Source organism: Kribbella sp. NPDC020701, assembly GCF_055562215.1.
On sequence record NZ_JBVHFT010000009.1, the window covers coordinates 330947 to 347776 of the forward strand.

A 16830-nucleotide genomic window follows, 5' to 3' on the forward strand; every position below is an offset into this window, starting at 1 on the left:
GCAAGGGTGCTAGTTATCCCACTGTGTAGGCAGTGTGGAAGAAGTTCGCCGGGTCGTACTTCTTCTTGACCGCCTGCAGCCGCGTCAGGCTCGCGCCGTAGTACGTGCTGACCGAGCGACCGGTCTCCACGTAGTTGACGTAGCCGCCGGCCGAGTACGCGCGGACCGCGCGATGCCCGTTGGTGATGAAGGTCTGCGCGACCTTGAGCTGCGCGGACGTGGGATGCGCGGGCGTGCCGGAGTACCACTGGACCACGCCGAGCGCCGTCCGCCACGGCCAGGACGCGCCGCCGGCCGGCTGCTTGGCCGCCTGCCCGCCGAGCGGGTCGAGGATCGCCGAGGCCGGCGTCTTCGCCCGCGCCGCCGCCTTCACCGCGCCGAGCAGCGCGGTGATCGAGGCCGCGTTCATCGGCCCCTCGAGTACGTCGGAACCCGCGAGGAACCCGGTCCGTGGGCTGGTCGTCCCGCCACCGAGGTACGTCACCGCCTGCATGTGCGTCTTCACCGTGATCGATCGCGACGACGCCTTGATGCCGACGAACGACTCCAGTTGCGCGGCCGCGGCGGACGCGTTGCCGGTGGTGGAGATGCCGAGCACGTGGATCGCCAGCGTGCCGTTGCTCTGGGCATCGATGTGCAGGTTGCCCCACGAGGTGATCGGCGCGGACTGGGCGAACCTCTGCCAGCCACGGACGACGGCCGCCGCCTGCGACTCGGTCCAGGTCAGCCGGAAGAACCCGAGCTTGGTCGCCGGGATGGTGGAGATCCGGAACGAGGTCACCACGCCGAGGTTTCCGCCGCCGCTGCCCCGCAGCGCCCAGAACAGGTCCGGGTCCACGGTCGCGCTGACGTTGCGCGCCGTACCGTCCGCGGTGATCACGCCCATCGACAGCACCCGGTCGCAGGTCAGGCCGAAGGCGCGGGTGTGAATACCCATGCCGCCGCCGAGCGTCAGCCCGGCGACTCCGACGGTCGGGCAGGTCCCCGTCGGCAGGGAGCGCCCGTACTTGTCCAGGAACGCGTGCACGTCGTACAAGGGCGCTCCGGAGCCGATCGTGACGACGCCGTTCGCGTAACTCATCCCGCGGATCGCGCCGACGTCGAGCTGCATCCCCTTGCTGATGGTCGACGCGCCGACGTACGAGTGCCCGCCGCTCTTGGGCACCAGCACCAGCTTGTTCGCGCGGGCGAGGTTGATCGCCTTCTGCACATCCGTCGCATTCGCGGCCTTCACCACGGCGGTCGGCAGCACGCTGTCCCAGCGTGGATTGAAGAGCAGGTGCGACGACGCGTACCCCGGGGACGCGGCCAGATAGAGCCGGCCCTTCAGCGAGCCGGCGAAGCTGTTCCAGTTCGGTGCGGCCGCGGTCAGATTGTTCGAGGTGCCGCCGGCACTGGCCTTCTTCGCGTCCGAGCAACTGGTCAACGCGGCGGCGGTGAGGGTGCCGCCTGCTTTCAGTACCGTGCGGCGGTCATACAGACTCACGATCCCCCAACTCCTCACGTGCAGCGGCCCTCATGGCCGCCAGAGGAGCCGGCGACCTACCGGTCATCATCTCCACCTGCAGGGTCGCCTGGTGCACGAGGAGATCAAGGCCGTTCAACAGCTCTGTACCGATCCGGTGCGCCGCGATCGCGAGCCGGGTCGGCCACGGGTGGTACGCCACGTCGAACACTACCGGCGCGACGCCGGCGAAGTGCTCGGCCCAGGGGTCGACCGCACCACCGGGAAGGGTCGAGATGCACAGATCGAACCCGCCGATCTGCTCGACCTGGGAGAAGTCCGCGACCGAGGTCCGCAGGTCGAGCGCGGCCGCCAGATCCAGCAGCCGCTCGGCCTTCGCGACGTCCCGGACGACGATCGTCACCTCGCTGACCTTCAGCCCGCGCAACGCCGCCAGCGTCGAGGCGGCAGTCGCTCCGCCGCCCACGACGACGGCCGTGTCGGCCGCGGTGATGCCCTGCTCGGCGAACGCGTTCACCAGCCCCGGTACGTCGGTGTTGTGCGCCGACCGCGATCCGTCCGGCTCGAACAGCATCGTGTTCGCCGCACCGATCAGCTCGGCGACCGGGTCAACGGTGTCGACCAGGTCGAGCGCCACCCGCTTCAACGGCATCGTCAGCGACAGCCCACGAACGTCGTCGCCGAGGGACGCCACGAATCCGCGGAGTTCGTCCTCTTCGACCTCGAAGGCGTCGTACCGCCAGTCCAGCCCGAGAGCGGCGTACGCGGCCCGGTGCATGGCCGGCGACAGCGAGTGCGCGATCGGCGAACCGAGCACAGCACACCGGGTCAATACAGCCAATTCAGCACCTGCCCTTGTGCGCCGAGCACCAGGTCTGCAGCTTCTTCACGTTCGCCAGGTGCTCTTCCGCCGTACTCGCGAACGCGGTCTCACCGGTGTCGAGGTTGATCAGCGTGAAGTAGAGCCACGAGCCCTGGGCCGGGTTGATCGCCGCGCGCAGCGTGTCCTTGGTCGGCGAGTTGATCGGCGTCGGCGGCAGGCCCTTGTTCTTGTAGGTGTTGTACGCCGAGTCCATGTCGCGCTGCTCGGGTGTCGTGAACACCCCGCCGTCCTTACCGACGACATAGTGGATGGTCGAATCCATCTGCAGCCTCATCCCGACCCGCAGCCGGTTGTAGATCACCCGGGACACCTTGGCGTAGTCCTGTGGCCGGTTGGTCTCGGCGCCGATGATGCTGGCCACGATCACCGCCTGGTACGGGTCGAGCTTCTTGGCCTTCGCTGTGTTGACCAGGTTCAGCTCGGCCGCGTTCTTCGCGTACTGCGCCGTCATCAGCTTCAGGATCGTGTACGCCGTCGCACCCTTCGGCACGTCGTACGTGCCAGGGTAGAGGAAGCCCTCGGGGTTGTTGTGCGCGTACGCCGGCAACCCGAGCGCAGCGGGTTTCGCCAGCGCGCCCGCGGCGGCGCCGGCCGGCAGCTTCAGCTTCGACTTCTGCAGGGTTTCGCTGACCTCGGCCTTGGTCTGGCCGGACCGGAAACTGATCCGCGTGACCAGGATCGACTTGGCGGTGTCCAGCATCAGGTCGAGCGCGGCCTTGGCGGACATCTCCTTGTGCAGCGTGTAGGTGCCGGCCTGGATCTGGAGCGACCGCGAGTCGGCCTTGGCCACCCGCTCGAACGCGCGGGCGCTCTTCACCACGCCCTTCTTCTCCAGCGTGTCCGCGATCGAGGCGGCCGCCTGGCCCTTGGCGATCTCGACGACCACCGTTTCCTTGCTGCCGGTGCCGGAGTAGTCCGGCGCGGCGAACATCTGCTCGATCGCGTCCTTGCCCTTGCCGAAACCGATCACGGCGCCGGCCACCAGCGAGCCGACGACCAGCAGCGAGATCACCCCGGCGAAGCAGCCGAACGCGCGGCGGCCCCGGGCCTTGCGCCGGCTCGCCCGGCGCTCCACCCTGCTCTCGGAGCGCAACCCGAGCCCGGACCCCAGGTCCTCGCTCTCGTTGAGCTCTTCGTCCACCGATGGTCCGTTCACAGGGGCCTCCCGGGTGGGTTGCCGGACTCGCGCTCGAGGTCGAGCGCGTGTTGCAGAATCACGACCGCCGCGGCCTGGTCGACCACCGCGCGCCGCTTGGAACCCTTCTTTCCCCGTTCCCGCAGCATGCGTTCAGCGGTGACCGTGGTGAACCGCTCGTCCACCAGCCGCACCGCTGTCTCCGCGTTGCCCGCCTGCACCTTCGCTCGCACCAGCTCCGCCGTCTCCCGGATCTTCACCGCGGCCGGTCCCTCGCCCCCGGACAGGGAGCGGGGCAGCCCGACCACGATCTCGAACGCCTCCAGTTCGGTGGCGAGTGCGGCGATCCTATCCAGATCACCGGGCCCCCGGCGGACCGTCTCCACCGGGGTGGCCAGGATTCCGTTCGGATCGCTGCTGGCGACGCCGATCCGGGCGTCGCCGATGTCCAGCGCGATCCGCACGCCGCGTCTCATCAGGGTCTCATCAGCCGGTGACGAGCTTGCCGACGGTGTGCTCCACCGCCGCCAGCGCCTCGTCGGAGCCACTCGGGTCGGTACCGCCACCCTGGGCCACGTCGTCCTTGCCACCGCCACGGCCGCCCAGCTTCTCGGCCGCGACCCGAACCAGGTCACCGGCCTTCAGCCGCCACTCGCGCGCGGTGTCGTTGAGCGCGATCACCATACCGGGCTTGCCGTCGTTGACGCTCAGTACGGCGACCACGGCCGGCTTGTCGGCCGGCATCCGGCCGCGCACGTCCAGGGCCAGCTTGCGCAGGTCCCCGCCGTTCACGCCGTCGGGCGCGCGGTGACCGACGTACTGGACGCCGAAGACGTCCTTCGCGTTGCTCGCGAGCTCCGCCCCGGCCGCGAGGACCTGGGAGGCCCGCACCTTCTCGAGCTCCTTCTCGGCCGCGCGCAGCCGCTCGGTCAGGTCGGCGACCTTCGCGGGCAGCTCTTCGGGCCGGGTCTTCAGGTTCTCGCTGAGCAGCCGGACGAGAGCACGCTCGCGGCCGAGGTAGCGCAGCGCTTCCAGGCCGACGAACGCCTCGATCCGGCGTACGCCCGCACCGACCGACGACTCGCCGGTGACCGTCAGCGCGCCGACCTGCGACGAGTGCTTCACGTGCGTGCCACCGCAGAGCTCACGCGACCACGGTCCGCCGATCTCGACCACGCGGACCTGCTCGTCGTACGTTTCGCCGAACAGCGCCAGCGCGCCCCAGTCCCTGGCCTCCGGCAGCGACATGTACTGCGCCGACACCGGCAGGTCCTGCCGGACCGCGAGGTTCGCGACCTCTTCGATCTCGGACCGGGTCGCCTGGTCCAGCGCCGACGACCAGGCGAAGTCGAGCCGCAGGTAACCGGGCTTGTTGTACGAACCGCTCTGCAGCGCGTTCGGGCCGAGCACCTGACGCAGTGCCGCGTGGACGACGTGCGTACCCGAGTGCGCCTGGCAGGCCGAGACCCGCCACTCGTGGTCGACCTCGGCGTGCACGTCCAGGCCCGGTCGGAGGAGACCCTCGAGCACCTCGACCCGGTGCACGATCAGGCCCTTGACCGGCCGCTGGACGTCGAGCACCTTCAGCCGGACGCCGTCGGCGACGATCAGGCCCTCGTCGGCGATCTGGCCACCGGACTCGGCGTAGAACGGAGTCTTCTCCAGCACGACCTCGACGGTCTCGCCCTGCTCGGCGGCCGATGTGACCACGCCGTCCTTGAGCAGGCCGCGGACCTGCGAGTCGGTGGCGAGCTCGGAGTACCCGGTGAAGTCGGTGACGCCCTTCTCGCGCAGCTCCCGGTAGCCCGAGGTGTCCGCGTGACCGGCCTTCTTCGCCCGGGCGTCGGCCTTGGCCCGCTCGCGCTGTTCCTTCATCAGCGACCGGAAGCCCTCGGTGTCGACGTTCAGGCCCTGCTCGGCGGCCATCTCGATGGTGAGGTCGATCGGGAAGCCGTAGGTGTCGTGCAGCTGGAACGCCTTCGTGCCCTCGAGCTGGTGCGCACCGCTCGCCTTGGTGTCGCGGACGGCGACGTCGAAGATCGTCGTACCGGCCGTGAGGGTACGCCGGAAGGCCTCCTCCTCGGCGTACGCGACCTGGCTGATCCGGCCGAAGTCGGGGTCCAGCTCCGGGTAGGACTTCTTCATCTGCTCGAGGCTGACCGGCAGCAGCTCGACCAGGCTCGGGTCCTCGTAGCCGAGCAGGCGCATCGAGCGGATCGCCCGGCGGAGCAGCCGGCGCAGCACGTAGCCGCCCTGCTCGTTGCCCGGGGTGACGCCGTCGCCGATCAGCATCATCGCGCTGCGGACGTGGTCGGCCACCACCCGGAACCGCACGTCGTCGACATGCTCGACGCCGTACTTGCGGCCGCTCAGCTCCGAGGCCCGCTCGATCACCGGGTAGATCTCGTCGATCTCGTACATGTTGTCGACGCCCTGCAGCAGGTACGCGACCCGCTCCAGGCCGAGACCGGTGTCGATGTTCTTCTTCGGCAGCTCGCCGAGGATCTCGTAGCCGTCCTTGCCGCCACCCTCACCGCGGATGTTCTGCATGAAGACCAGGTTCCAGAACTCCAGGTAGCGGTCGCCCGCCTCCCAGTCCCGGTCCGCGCCGAACTCCGGGCCGCGGTCGATCAGGATCTCCGAGCACGGGCCGCACGGACCCGGGATGCCCATCGACCAGAAGTTGTCCTTCATCCCGAGCCGGACGATCCGGTCGTCGGGCAGGCCGGCGATCCGCTTCCACAGCTCGATCGCCTCGTCGTCGTCGTAGTACACCGACGCGTACAGCACCGACTCGTCGAAGCCGTAACCACCGTCGTTCTGGGACCGGGTGACCAGGTCCCAGGCGTACTCGATCGCCTTCTCCTTGAAGTAGTCGCCGAAGGAGAAGTTGCCGTTCATCTGGAAGAACGTGCCGTGCCGGGTGGTCTTGCCGACCTCCTCGATGTCGAGGGTCCGGACACACTTCTGCACGCTCGTCGCGCGCGCGTACGGCGGCGTCTGCTGGCCGACGAAGTACGGCACGAACTGGGCCATGCCGGCGACGTTGAACAGCAGGTTCGGGTCCGGCGACGGCAAGGGTGCGCTCGGCACCACGGTGTGGCCCCGGTCCTCGAAGTACTGCAGGAACCGCCGCCTGATCTCACTGGTTTCCATGGGTGTTACCGGTAGTCCTCACGGTCGTTTGTGGTGTCGATGCCCAGTGCGTCGCGCAGTTCGGTCTCCCGCTCGGCCATGCCCTCGCGGACCTGGTCGCCGAAGTGCCGGACCGCGGCGGCCAGCTTGGCCGCGGACTCCTGCATGCTGTCCGGAGCGAGCACCTGGACACGCTTCTTCAGCCGGGTGACGGCGTACACGCCGACGGCGATCCCGATGATCAGCCAGAAGATCCGCTTCACCGCTTCCGTGCCTTCCGCTCGGCCTTCATCTCTTCCTTCACGCGACGACTGACGTCCTTGCGCTGCTGGTCACCGAGCGCCCGGCGGACGCCGTACGAGAACGCGGCCGCCTTCACCAGCGGGCCGCCGGCGGTGGCCGAGAACAGCGACATCAGCGCGGCCGCGTTGGTGGTCACGGTGGTCGCGTTGTCGGTGATGGTGTCCACCTTGGCCAGCTGGGCGTTGGTGGTCGACACGGTGGTGGTCACCTCGCCGAGCAGCGGGACGGTCTCGTCGGAGACACCCTTCACCAGGATCCGGGTCTCGTCGAAGACCTTGCCCAGCTTCAGGATCGGGTAGGCCAGCAGGCCCACCAGGATGAGCAGCGCGCAGGCCGCTATCAGCCCCGCGACTTCACCGACGCTCATGAAACGAGCCACCTTCCCGTTGCGACCTCGTGGACCGCCCGACCTTATCGCGCGCTCCTACGCAGTTCGCTCCAGGACACCATCCCTCACATCACAGTCGCCCACCAAACCCGGTCATCCGGCCGGTGACGACTCCGTCGCGCTGGGTTCCACCGGGGTGGTCGAGGGATCCGGCGTACCGGACCCGGTCGGGGTCGGCAACGGCTCCACCGTGGCCGACTCGGTCGGACTCGGGGAAGGCTGTGGTGTTGTGGGCGTGGTCGGGATCGGTGACGGCACGGTCGTACTGGGTGACGGCTTGGTCGTAATGGGTGACGGCTTGGTCGTACTCGGTGACGGCTTAGCTGTGCTGGTGCTCGGCTTTGTCGTGGTGCTGCCCGGCTTCGTCGTGGTGCTGCTCGGTGCCGACGACGGCTGCCCTGCTGTGGACGACGGGACCGACCACGGCGGCGTCGGCGAGTTCGGCGTTGCCGAAGGCTGCGTCGTCGGGAACCACGTGGCGCGCGGCGTCGAGAGGTTCCGGGCAGGAACCCCGGGCCGCTGCCCCGACCGCGTCACACCCGACGTCCGCTCGACCTTCGGCTCCCGCGACGTCGTACTCCCGAAGGAGTCGGTGCTCTGCGGTGGTTGCGTGCTCGCCGAGTCGTGTGCCCCGAACGGGACGAAGAACAGGGATCCCGCCGCCGTGACGGCGACCGCCGCGACCGCACTCACCTTCAGGACGGGCAGGCGCCCACGGCTGTGCCGCGGGCCGGACTTCCGGAGATGTCGACCTAGGTTGTAAAACCTCACTTCGAACCTTTCACCCCCAGGCCGAAAGGCAGCTTACCCAGTCGAACGCTTCACTCAAACGCCACCCTCAGTCCCTGGACAGCGCCGTCAGGGGCCCAGGACAGCTCCATGGTGCCGGTGCCGCCGCCGGACCAGCGGAACGTCGCCGTACGGTCGTCTGCCTCGAGGAGGGTCATGGTCTCGGTCGGCGGGTTGTCGCGGTACGCCTGAGCGATCGCCGTACGGCCCTCGAACGGACCTGCTGGGACGCCGACGAAACTCATCCGGGCGTCCGCGGCGAAGCGCTCGGAGAAGATGTCCCAGTCACCCGTGGTGACGGCGTGGTTGAAGGCGTCGACGTGGTCGGTGGTCCGGCTCATTCCCGGTCCCTGAGGATCTTGCGGATGTTGGCGACGCGGTCGGCGTAGGCCGCTTCGCCGCCGCGGCGGGTGGGTTTGTAGTAGTCGGTGCCGTCGATCACGTCCGGTGCGTACTGCTGCGGGACGATGCCGCGCGGGTCGTTGTGGGAGTACTGGTACGACGAACCGTGGCCGATCTTCTTGGCTCCGGCGTAGTGCGCGTCCCGCAGGTGCGGCGGCACCGGGCCGACCTTGCCGGCCTTCACATCCGCGATGGCGGCATCGACGGCCATGATGACGGCGTTGGACTTCGGCGCCAGGGCGAGTGCGACGACCGCCTGCGCGAGGTTGATCCGCGCCTCCGGCATGCCGATCAACTGCACCGCCTCGGCCGCGGCCACCGCGACACCGAGCGCGGTCGGATCGCCCATGCCGATGTCCTCGCTGGCCGAGATCACCAGCCGCCGCGCGATGAACCGCGGGTCCTCGCCGGCCTCGATCATCCGCGCCAGGTAGTGCATGGCGGCGTCCACATCCGAGCCCCGGATGGATTTGATGAGTGCCGACGCGACGTCGTAGTGCTGGTCGCCGGCCCGGTCGTACACCACCGCAGCCCGGTCGACGGCCGTTTCCAGGGTCTTCAGGTCGATGGACTCGGCGGACTGCGCCCGCGCTCCCCCGGCCGCCGCCTCCAGGTAGGTCAGCGCGCGGCGGGCGTCTCCCCCGGCCATCCGCAGCAGGTGCGCCCGCGCGTCCTCCGCCAGCTCGAACTCCCCGTTCAGACCGCGCTCGTCGGTCAACGCCCGGTCGAGGAGGGTGGAGATATCGTCGTCGGTGAGCGACTCCAGCGTGAGCAGCAGACTGCGCGAGAGCAGCGGGGAGATGACGGAGAAGAACGGGTTCTCGGTGGTCGCCGCGACCAGCGTCACCCACCGGTTCTCCACACCCGGCAGCAACGCGTCCTGCTGAGCCTTCGTGAACCGGTGGACCTCGTCGATGAACAGCACGGTCTCGACGACGCCCGTACCCCGCGACAGATCCCGGCGGGCGCCGTCGATCACCTGCCGGACGTCCTTCACGCCCGCGGTGACGGCCGACAGCTCCACGAACTTCCGATTGGTCTGGTGTGAGACGACAGCCGCAATCGTCGTCTTGCCCGTCCCGGGAGGACCCCAGAGCAGCAGCGACATCGGCTGGTCACCCTCGACCAACCGTCGCAGCGGCGATCCCGGAGCCAGCAGATGCTGCTGCCCGACCAGCTCGTCCAGACTCCGCGGCCGCATCCGCACGGCCAGCGGAGCAGCCGTGTGGTCCATGTCCGCCAGGCTCCCGCCCCCCCGAGCAGGCGCAGGAGCTCCCGGAATGTCGAACAGACCCTCACTCACACCCCGCAGCCTATCCAGCGCCACCGACACCCGGATCGTCCGCGGTCAGGGAAGCCACACGGCGACGCGGGGCGAAGACTTCGTGCCAGGTCCCGCTGCGCCGGAGCAGCACGATGGTCGGGATCTGCAGCGCGACGATCGTGGCGACCGTGATCACCGGATCTACGGCGGGTACGACGGGAATCGGCAGCGTGTACGCCGCGACGACCCGGATCACGGCGTCGAGCACCGATGTGATCCCCCAGATGACGGTGATGCTTCGCCAGGCCTGCCGGAAGCGCGGATCCTCGTCCCACAGCCGGTCCATCACGGCGGCCCGCCTCGGCATGATCGCGCGGGTGAAGGTGTAGCAGAGCGGTTGCGGATGCCGCAGGGACCACAGCGTGATCCCCGCGAACGGGAGGCTGATCCAGGCGTTGCGGACCAGCAGCACCCGGGCGTCCCCACCCAGGACCGCCACCACCGCGCTGCCCAGCATGCTGACGATCACCGCCACACCCAGGAGGTCGGTACGGCTGCGGCGCGCGATCGAGACCGCCGCACTGATCAGGCCAGGAACGGTGCCGACCAGGAGAGCGGTCACGTTGCTCGCGCCGAGGGCGCGCAGGCCGTAGTACAGCGCGAGCGGTGTCGCGATGTCGAAGACGAGGAAACGCAGGCGGTCGCGGGTCATGCCGAGAGCCTCGCCCGAGCTGCTGGTGGGCGGCTTCCGGCGGACGGCTAGGGCCTCTAGACCAAAGTCGAAGGTCTACGCCTTGCTGTCAGGCTTCTTCTCATCCTCATCCGCGTCCGCGTCGTCCGCGTCGCGGAGCTCCTCCGGCAAGTCGTCCTCGTCGTCCAGGTCGCGGAGTTCTTCGGGGAGGTCGTCCTCGTCGAACTCCTCGGGGAGGATCTCCTCGGACTCGGCGACGGACTCGGGCTTGATGGCGTTGCGGAGCCGGCCGAGGATCCGGTCGGCTTCGGTCCCGAACGGGTTGTCGTTGACCAGGTAGGTCCAGGTCGCGGTCGGGCGCGGGATGCCGCTGGCTTCCTCGTCCAGACCCTCGGCGGTGATCTCGGCGTCCTTGAACGTCTCGACCGCATCGGTCCAGGAGTCCGCGATCAGCGTGTCGAACGACGCGATCGCGGACTTGTTGAACTCGTCGATCGGCTTCAGGTGCACGATGCCACCGGCCAGCGAACGCAGGTGGATGCCCTCGCGCAGGTCGGCCAGGTACGCCAGGTGGTCGGTCCAGCGCCGGTCCAGATGACGCAGCGCGATCCGCCGCGCCGCCGCCTTCACCACGTCCTCGCCGACCTCGTCGACCAGTTCGTCGTACCGCTCCTTGGCCCGCTCGGACAGCTCCTCGGCGGCCAGGTCCTCGGTGAGCACCTTCTCCCGGGTGTCGAGCAGGATCGCCCGCTGCTGCCCGGTCAGCCGGTGGTACTGCCACGTCGTCCGGTGCAGCTCGGCGTTCGCGCCGTCCGCCACCCGCTGGGCTTGTTCGAGGACACCGAGCGACTTGCGATCGGTCAGCTGCCCACTCTCATCCGGATGCGGTCGCAGGCCGGACGAAACGGAGAACCGCGTCACGAGCTCGTCGCCGAGGCTGGCGAAGAACAGCGACCCGCCCGGGTCACCCTGGCGCCCGGCGCGCCCGCGCAGCTGGTCGTCCAGCCGCCGGGACGCGTGCAAGCCGGTCCCGATCACGTAGAGGCCATCGAGCTCGATGGCCTTCTCCTTGTCGTGCGACTCGTCCTTGCCACCCAGCCGGATGTCGGTACCGCGGCCGGCCATCTGCGTCGACACGGTCACCGTCCCCGGCACACCGGCCTCGGCGATGATCGCGGCCTCTTCGGCGTCGTTCTTCGCGTTCAGCACGACGTGCGCGATCTCGGCCGCCTCGAGCCGGTCGCTCAGCTGCTCGGACTCCTCCACGCTGTGGGTGCCGATCAGGATCGGCCGCCCGGCCTCGTGCACCTCGGCGATGTGCTTCACCAAAGCCACGTTCTTCTGCTCGGACGTCAGGTACAGCCGGTCCGGAGCGTCGACGCGGACGTTCGGCTTGTTCGGCGGTACGACGGCTACGTCGACCTCGTAGAACTCCTGCAGCGACTCCCCGACGACGACCGCCGTACCGGTCATGCCGCACAGGGTCTTGTAGCCCTTCACCAGCGCCTGCACGGTGATGCTGTCCAGCACCTCACCGGAGTCGCTGACCGGAACGGCCTCCTTCGCCTCCACGGCGGCCTGCAGACCGTCGGGCCAGCGCTGCAGCTTGGCGATCCGGCCGCGGTTGTTGTTGATCAGGCTGACCTTGCCGTCGCGGACCAGGTAGTCGACGTCCTTGCGCAGCAGCACCTCGGCGTGCAGCGCGACGTTGATCTGCGTCAGCCGGTCGAGGTTGTCGTCCTCGTACAGGTTGATCCCGCCGAGCGTCTCCTCGACCTTGTCCGTGCCCTTGTCGGTCAGCGCGACCGTCCGGCCGTCGCCGTCGATCTCGTAGTCCACGCCCGCGCGCAGCGTCCGGACCAGCTGGACCACGTCCTCGTCCAGCTCCTCGGTCCGGGTCGCACCGGCCAGTACGAGCGGCACCCGCGCCTCGTCGATGAGCACCGAGTCGGCCTCGTCCACCAGCGCCACGTCCGGGTCGACCGTGACCCGGTCGGCCACATCGGTGACGAGCCGGTCCCGCAGTACGTCGAAGCCGATCTCGCTCACCGGCGCGTAGCAGACATCCGCCTGGTACGCCGTCCGCCGTTCCTCCGGCGTGGACGCCTGGCCGATGAACGACACGCTGACCCCGAGCAGGTCGTACACCGGGCCCATCCACTCGGCGTCACGGCGGGCCAGGTAGTCGTTCACCGCGAGCACGTGCACGTTGCGGCCGCCGACGGCGTACCCGGCGGCGGCGAACGCGCCGGCCAGCGTCTTGCCCTCGCCGGTGGCCATCTCGACGATCCGGCCCTGCAGCATCGCCAGCGCGCCGACGACCTGGCCGTCGAACGCGCGCTCGCCGATCGCCCGCTTGGCCGCGTCCCGGGCCAGCGCGAGGAACTCGATCTGATCGTCCTCGTGCAGCCCGCCGGTGGTGCGCAGCTCGGCGACCGCCTCGGTGAGCTCCTCGTCGGTGAGGGACAGGACCGATTCCTCCGCCTCGCCGACCAGCTGGGTGAGCCGCTCGTACGGGCCGAGATCGATCGAGCCGGGGCGCTGCAGCAGCCGGCGGAAGCGAGACGCGATTTTCAGGGCCATGATGCAGGCAACGTACAGCCTTGACCGGTCGTTCCACTCATCAGGTCACGGCGTCCATTCGTACGGCGTGGTCGTGGTGACCGCGTGCAGCCCCAGCTTCTGCAGGATCGGGCGGGAGTCCTCGGACGCGTCCACCCGGAGGAACTCGTATCCGCGCTCCTTGGCCAGCCGCGCCCGGTGTGCGAGCAGCGCGCTGTAGAGCCCCTGCCGCCGCCACTCCGGCAACGTTCCGCCGCCCCACAGGCTCGCGAACCCGGTCCCCGGATGGAACCGGATCCACGCGGCCGACACCGCCGGCCCGTCCGGCCCCTTCAGCGCGTCCTCGACCAGGAACACCGACAGCCGGTCCGGGAACATCCGTGCCTCGCCCTGCAACTGCTCCACGATGCGCGCCAGCCCGCTGTCCCACAGGGTGTTCGTCAGTTCGGCGATCCGGCGGTAGTCGTCCGGTCCTTCAGCCTCCCGCAGCCGCACCTTCGACGGCAGCGCGGACGGCCGCTCCAGGATCCGGTCGACCTCACCGAGGATCAGCGTCTCCCGCTCCTCCCGGCTGAACCCCGCCCGGAGCAGCCGCTCACCAAGATCGCCCGGTTCGTCGTACGCGTACGTCTTCCACTCGAACGGCAACCCACGGTCACGGAAGAACTCCACCTGGCCCGCGATCACCGCGTCCGGATCGTCGCCCAGGCCGCGGGGCGTCTCGACGAACCCGGCACCCTCTGGCCCTTCGACGTACGAGCGATGGACCAGGCCGTCGTGCTCCTGCTTCCAGCCGGGGATCGCGTCGGCATCCGGAAGCCGGATCCGGCGGTGGAACACGTCGAGCAGTTCATCAGGGGTCATCTGCACATCGTGCCCGATCGACTACCTGAAATCACCAGGATAAAAAGCAAACCAGTTGGCAACTGGTGTCGTCCAAGTAATTGTCCATACAAGGGGGGAACCAGATCATGAACATCCACCACATCACTCACAAGACGATCCTTGCCGCCGTCGCCATCATGGCGATCCCCGCGGCCGCGATCGCCGCGCCGGCCATCGTCGGCTCGTCCTCCGCCCCCCGTACCGTCACGACCGCCTCGACCACCACCTCGTGCCCGCGAGGCTGGGGATCATTGCCCGAGGCAAACAGCCGGATGTCGCAGGCCCCGGTCACCACCGTCCGCACCGGTCGGCATGCCTGCTTCGACCGACTCGTCGTCGAGCTGGCCGGCCGGCCCGCCGCCGGATACGACGTCCGCTACGTCAAGAACGTGTACACCGATGGAGCCGGCTTCCTGGTCCCGCTGCGGGGTGGCGCGAAACTGCAGATCGTCGTGCGCGCCCCGTCGTACAGCTCGGCCGGCACGACGACGTACCAGCCGAAGAACCCGAAGGAGCTGACGAACGTCGCGGGCTACAGCACGTTCCGCCAGGTCGCCTCCGCCGGCAGCTTCGAGGGGCAGACGACGATCGGGCTCGGTGTCCGCGCCCGGCTCCCGTTCCGCGTCTTCACGCTGGCCGGCCCAGGTTCTGACACCAGGCTAGTCATCGACGTCGCGCACCACTGGTAAGCCAACTGGTAAAGCCCCCACCCAGCGGTCGCCCGGGTCCTCCTCCCGGGCGACCGCGGTGCGTTCGGCTACAGCACCCGGTTGAGCAGGTCGTAGAAGGAGTTCGCCAGGATCAGTTCGTACGGATCGGTGAGCAGCGCTCCGAGCTCCGCCATGTCCGACGGCGTCCATGACCACGCGCCGATCAGGCCCGAGATGAACAGTGGACTCGCGCCGTCCCAGTTCGCGATCCGCTGGTCCAGCGCGCCCTTGAACTCGACAGCCTTACCGGGCGCGCCCCAGCCACCCGTGATCGGCAGACCACCTTGACGGGTCGTCAGCGGGTCGCCGTCCCAGGTCTGCATGATGCCCTTCACCGGCGTGTACTTGGCGAAGCCCTCCGCGATCTCCTTGGACAGCAGGATCCACTTGTTGTCCTGCCGACCGCTGTACGCGTAGATCACATCCAATCCGGTCCGACGCATGAACCCACCAGTCATCTGCAGGTATTGCGTCAGCTGGTCGGCCTGCCACGAAGCGGGGTAGGTGTAGCCACCGCCGGACGGACCGCAGACCAGGAGGTCATTGGCCGTCGCGGTCCGCTGGTAGTAGCTGTACAACCCTGGTCCGGTCTCGGCGAGCAACGGGCTGATGGTCCAGTTGGTCGGCACCTGGCCGCGCTTCGGGTCGTCCCAGATGTCGCGCAGCCGGCGCTGGCAGTACTGGATGTTGTCGCCCTCGCCGAAGGTCAGCGTCAGGTAGACCTTGTTCTTCGGCCTGGTGATCCGCCGGACCGGCCGGGGCGTGTCCGAGATCGGGGCGGTGAACCCGGCGTGGACGGTCCCGTTCATGTAGAAGTCCGCCGCGACCACTGGCGAACCGCCCTGCGAGGCGAGGTCGACGCCGTCCCACTCGCCGGAGACGTCGTTGGCGAACCAGCCCATGTACGGCGCGAGCGTCGGGTACTTGGCGAAGTGCTCGATCAGCAACTCCCCCGTCTCGCCGGCCGGCGGCAGCCAGCTCACCAGGGCTTTGGTGGCCACCACGTAGTCGCGGAAGTACGCGAACGGTTCGATCCGGGTCGGTGCGGTGTCGGTCGCCGTCACCAGGTACTGGTTCCACATCGTCACGGTGACGACGAGGGACGTCGTACCGGCGGGTGGCTGGAAGCGGTAGATGTAGTAACCGCCGCCATCGCTGAAGCGGTTGGCTTCTCCACCGATCGACGAGTTGACGCCGTCGAACAGGTAGGGCTCCTCTTCCGGAGTGCCCGGCAGGAAGTGCGCGATCTGGGTGCCGTTCGCCTTGACCGTCACCTCGGAGACCGAAGGACCCCAGCCGTCGTCGGTGAACGAGTCCTGGAATCGGACGAACACCGCCTCCTGACCGAGCTTGGCCGAGACGTCCAGGTCGTAGTTGCCACGGTTCGACGAGTCCCGGATCTGCCTTGTTTCGCGGGCGATCTCCTGCCACTGCACGTTCTCGACCGCGACAACCCGGGTCGGCGGCAGGCCCGCGAGCAGCTTGTGGGTGACCAGCGGGAACAGGTTGTCGAGCTGCCACCGGTAGGTCTTCACCCGGTCGTCGTCGAACATCCCACGCAGGTCCTTCACGATCCGCAGACCGTGCGCCTTGGCCTGGTCGGCATCGGCGACGACGGCGTTCTCCAGGCCGGCCAAAGTCGTGGCCACGTTGAGCGAATCCGGTACGGCGGGGTCGTGCACGATCGCGCCGCGGATCCGGCTCCGGTACTTGGCGACCAGATCCAGCGGGTTCGCGTACGTCGTGGTGGGCAGGTGCATGTCGGTCAGCCACTTGACGTCCGGCGTACTCATGGTGCCGGTGTCGTAGCTGAAGTAGAGCTCGGGCTCAGTGCGATTGACCACGCCTTGCAACGTTGTCAGCAGGGTCTGATCGCCACCGCTGAGCTTGCTGACGTCGCCGTAGTCCAGGTGTTTCGGGCGGTTGAACACCGGCAGCAGCCGAGCGGGGCTGCCGGACGTCGATGAAACCGCAGCCTGCGCTTGGGTGCCGAGACCCGAGCTGAGCCCGAGTCCGCCCACCGTCACCGCACCGCTGCCCGCCAGGAACGTCCGTCTCGAAACCATCGTGACCACTCCCTGAGGTTGACATCGATGTCAAATCAGCCGGGAGATTAGCAACGCCACGACACTCTGTACAGACCTCGTTACAACGTTGACCAAGGTTTTTTGGAATCGTTTCCGAAGGACCGGTCCGTCCCACGCGGCCATACGATCCT

General features: G+C 68.6%; 15 protein-coding genes. 2 read left to right on the forward strand and 13 right to left on the reverse strand.

The genetic code is table 11. The features are described 5' to 3' along the window. Nucleotides 1-13: 13 nt before the first annotated feature. From ACZ3HV_RS23355 to ACZ3HV_RS23385, 7 genes are read right to left on the reverse strand one after another with little or no spacing between them, the layout of a single operon-like run. Nucleotides 14-1486 carry an FAD-binding oxidoreductase gene (locus ACZ3HV_RS23355; protein ID WP_465687085.1) on the reverse strand — a complete coding sequence of 491 codons (1473 nt, stop codon included), beginning with the start codon at nucleotides 1484-1486 and terminating at the stop codon, nucleotides 14-16. Continuing rightward, a complete protein-coding gene (locus tag ACZ3HV_RS23360; RefSeq protein WP_465687086.1) occupies nucleotides 1473-2306 on the reverse strand; it encodes a shikimate dehydrogenase in 834 nt (277 codons plus the stop codon). The genes ACZ3HV_RS23355 and ACZ3HV_RS23360 overlap by 14 nt, the downstream gene beginning before the upstream one ends. A 1-nt stretch (nucleotide 2307) precedes the next feature. Beyond that, a complete protein-coding gene (gene mltG, locus ACZ3HV_RS23365) occupies nucleotides 2308-3504 on the reverse strand; it encodes an endolytic transglycosylase MltG (RefSeq protein WP_465687087.1) in 1197 nt (398 codons plus the stop codon). Next, nucleotides 3501-3959 (reverse strand): Holliday junction resolvase RuvX, encoded by a 459-nt coding sequence (gene ruvX / locus ACZ3HV_RS23370; RefSeq protein ID WP_465687088.1) that lies wholly within the window; start codon nucleotides 3957-3959, stop codon nucleotides 3501-3503. Before ruvX ends, mltG begins: the two co-directional genes overlap by 4 nt. Nucleotides 3960-3969: 10 nt before the next feature. Next, nucleotides 3970-6639 carry an alanine--tRNA ligase gene (alaS, locus tag ACZ3HV_RS23375; protein WP_465687089.1) on the reverse strand — a complete coding sequence of 890 codons (2670 nt, stop codon included), beginning with the start codon at nucleotides 6637-6639 and terminating at the stop codon, nucleotides 3970-3972. 5 nt (nucleotides 6640-6644) lie between these two features. Beyond that, the gene (locus ACZ3HV_RS23380) at nucleotides 6645-6881 is read right to left on the reverse strand and encodes a DUF6167 family protein (protein ID WP_360375218.1); all 237 of its coding nucleotides are present in this window, start codon (nucleotides 6879-6881) and stop codon (nucleotides 6645-6647) included. Beyond that, on the reverse strand, nucleotides 6878-7288 hold the full coding sequence (locus ACZ3HV_RS23385) for a DUF948 domain-containing protein (protein ID WP_465687090.1): 411 nt from the start codon (nucleotides 7286-7288) through the stop codon (nucleotides 6878-6880). The genes ACZ3HV_RS23380 and ACZ3HV_RS23385 overlap by 4 nt, the downstream gene beginning before the upstream one ends. Before the next feature lie 157 nt (nucleotides 7289-7445). On the opposite strand from ACZ3HV_RS23385, the gene ACZ3HV_RS23390 reads away from it, so the two are divergent. Then, nucleotides 7446-8072: a hypothetical protein gene (locus ACZ3HV_RS23390; protein WP_465687091.1), complete on the forward strand. Its 627-nt coding sequence runs from the start codon at nucleotides 7446-7448 to the stop codon at nucleotides 8070-8072. 58 nt (nucleotides 8073-8130) lie between these two features. Here the strand turns inward: ACZ3HV_RS23390 and ACZ3HV_RS23395 are convergent, their stop codons facing one another. From ACZ3HV_RS23395 to ACZ3HV_RS23415, 5 genes are all read right to left on the reverse strand, one after another. Then, nucleotides 8131-8439, reverse strand: coding sequence for a nuclear transport factor 2 family protein (locus ACZ3HV_RS23395; protein ID WP_465687092.1), 309 nt, complete (start codon nucleotides 8437-8439; stop codon nucleotides 8131-8133). Beyond that, on the reverse strand, nucleotides 8436-9803 hold the full coding sequence (locus ACZ3HV_RS23400) for a replication-associated recombination protein A (RefSeq protein ID WP_465687093.1): 1368 nt from the start codon (nucleotides 9801-9803) through the stop codon (nucleotides 8436-8438). Before ACZ3HV_RS23400 ends, ACZ3HV_RS23395 begins: the two co-directional genes overlap by 4 nt. 10 nt (nucleotides 9804-9813) lie before the next feature. Continuing rightward, on the reverse strand, nucleotides 9814-10476 hold the full coding sequence (locus ACZ3HV_RS23405; RefSeq protein ID WP_465687094.1) for a VC0807 family protein: 663 nt from the start codon (nucleotides 10474-10476) through the stop codon (nucleotides 9814-9816). 75 nt (nucleotides 10477-10551) lie between these two features. Then, entirely contained in the window at nucleotides 10552-13038 is a 2487-nt protein-coding gene (gene secA2, locus ACZ3HV_RS23410; protein WP_465687095.1) for an accessory Sec system translocase SecA2, read from the reverse strand. Between the two features lie 45 nt (nucleotides 13039-13083). Next, nucleotides 13084-13881, reverse strand: coding sequence for a GNAT family N-acetyltransferase (locus ACZ3HV_RS23415; protein ID WP_465687096.1), 798 nt, complete (start codon nucleotides 13879-13881; stop codon nucleotides 13084-13086). Nucleotides 13882-13988: 107 nt separating this feature from the next. Between ACZ3HV_RS23415 and ACZ3HV_RS23420 the strand changes: the two genes are divergently transcribed. Beyond that, complete coding sequence (locus tag ACZ3HV_RS23420) at nucleotides 13989-14591, forward strand: AMIN-like domain-containing (lipo)protein (protein ID WP_465687097.1); 603 nt, start codon at nucleotides 13989-13991, stop codon at nucleotides 14589-14591. 68 nt (nucleotides 14592-14659) lie between these two features. On the opposite strand, the gene ACZ3HV_RS23425 is transcribed toward ACZ3HV_RS23420, so the two are convergent. Then, nucleotides 14660-16678: a GxGYxYP domain-containing protein gene (locus ACZ3HV_RS23425; RefSeq protein WP_465687098.1), complete on the reverse strand. Its 2019-nt coding sequence runs from the start codon at nucleotides 16676-16678 to the stop codon at nucleotides 14660-14662. Nucleotides 16679-16830: the final 152 nt, after the last annotated feature.

Bases quoted from the DNA above. Each gene is read 5' to 3' on its own strand.
- ruvX (WP_465687088.1), bottom strand. From the start codon at position 3,959: ATGAGACGCGGCGTGCGGATCGCGCTGGACATCGGCGACGCCCGGATC.
- ACZ3HV_RS23425 (WP_465687098.1), bottom strand. From the start codon at position 16,678: ATGGTTTCGAGACGGACGTTCCTGGCGGGCAGCGGTGCGGTGACGGTG.
- ACZ3HV_RS23385 (WP_465687090.1), bottom strand. From the start codon at position 7,288: ATGAGCGTCGGTGAAGTCGCGGGGCTGATAGCGGCCTGCGCGCTGCTC.
- ACZ3HV_RS23420 (WP_465687097.1), top strand. From the start codon at position 13,989: ATGAACATCCACCACATCACTCACAAGACGATCCTTGCCGCCGTCGCC.
- secA2 (WP_465687095.1), bottom strand. From the start codon at position 13,038: ATGGCCCTGAAAATCGCGTCTCGCTTCCGCCGGCTGCTGCAGCGCCCC.
- ACZ3HV_RS23395 (WP_465687092.1), bottom strand. From the start codon at position 8,439: ATGAGCCGGACCACCGACCACGTCGACGCCTTCAACCACGCCGTCACC.
- ACZ3HV_RS23405 (WP_465687094.1), bottom strand. From the start codon at position 10,476: ATGACCCGCGACCGCCTGCGTTTCCTCGTCTTCGACATCGCGACACCG.
- alaS (WP_465687089.1), bottom strand. From the start codon at position 6,639: ATGGAAACCAGTGAGATCAGGCGGCGGTTCCTGCAGTACTTCGAGGAC.
- ACZ3HV_RS23415 (WP_465687096.1), bottom strand. From the start codon at position 13,881: ATGACCCCTGATGAACTGCTCGACGTGTTCCACCGCCGGATCCGGCTT.